The following is a 220-nucleotide window of genomic DNA, read 5'->3' on the forward strand; positions in this document are numbered from 1 at the left end:
GAGAATTGACGGCTGTCGGAAACAGGGCCCGCCGGGGGCCCGAATGCGGCTTATTTGGCCAGTGCCTGGCTCAACATTTTGGCAGTGACATCCACAATGGGAATCACCCGCTCATAGGCCATCCGGGTGGGGCCGATCACACCCAGCACACCCAGAGTTTGCACCCCATCGCTATAGGGGGCGGTCACTACGGAATAATCGCCAAAGACCTCGTAGCCTG

Annotated in this window: 1 pseudogene; it reads right to left on the minus strand. The window is 59.5% G+C overall.

Going from position 1 to position 220, the window contains the following annotated elements:
* Window positions 1-50: 50 nt before the first annotated feature.
* Window positions 51-220, minus strand: a pseudogene (locus A3709_RS22765) (heat-inducible transcriptional repressor HrcA); the annotation flags it as partial.

The sequence above is a fragment of the Halioglobus sp. HI00S01 genome (assembly GCF_001635445.1).
GTDB lineage: Bacteria > Pseudomonadota > Gammaproteobacteria > Pseudomonadales > Halieaceae > Halioglobus > Halioglobus japonicus.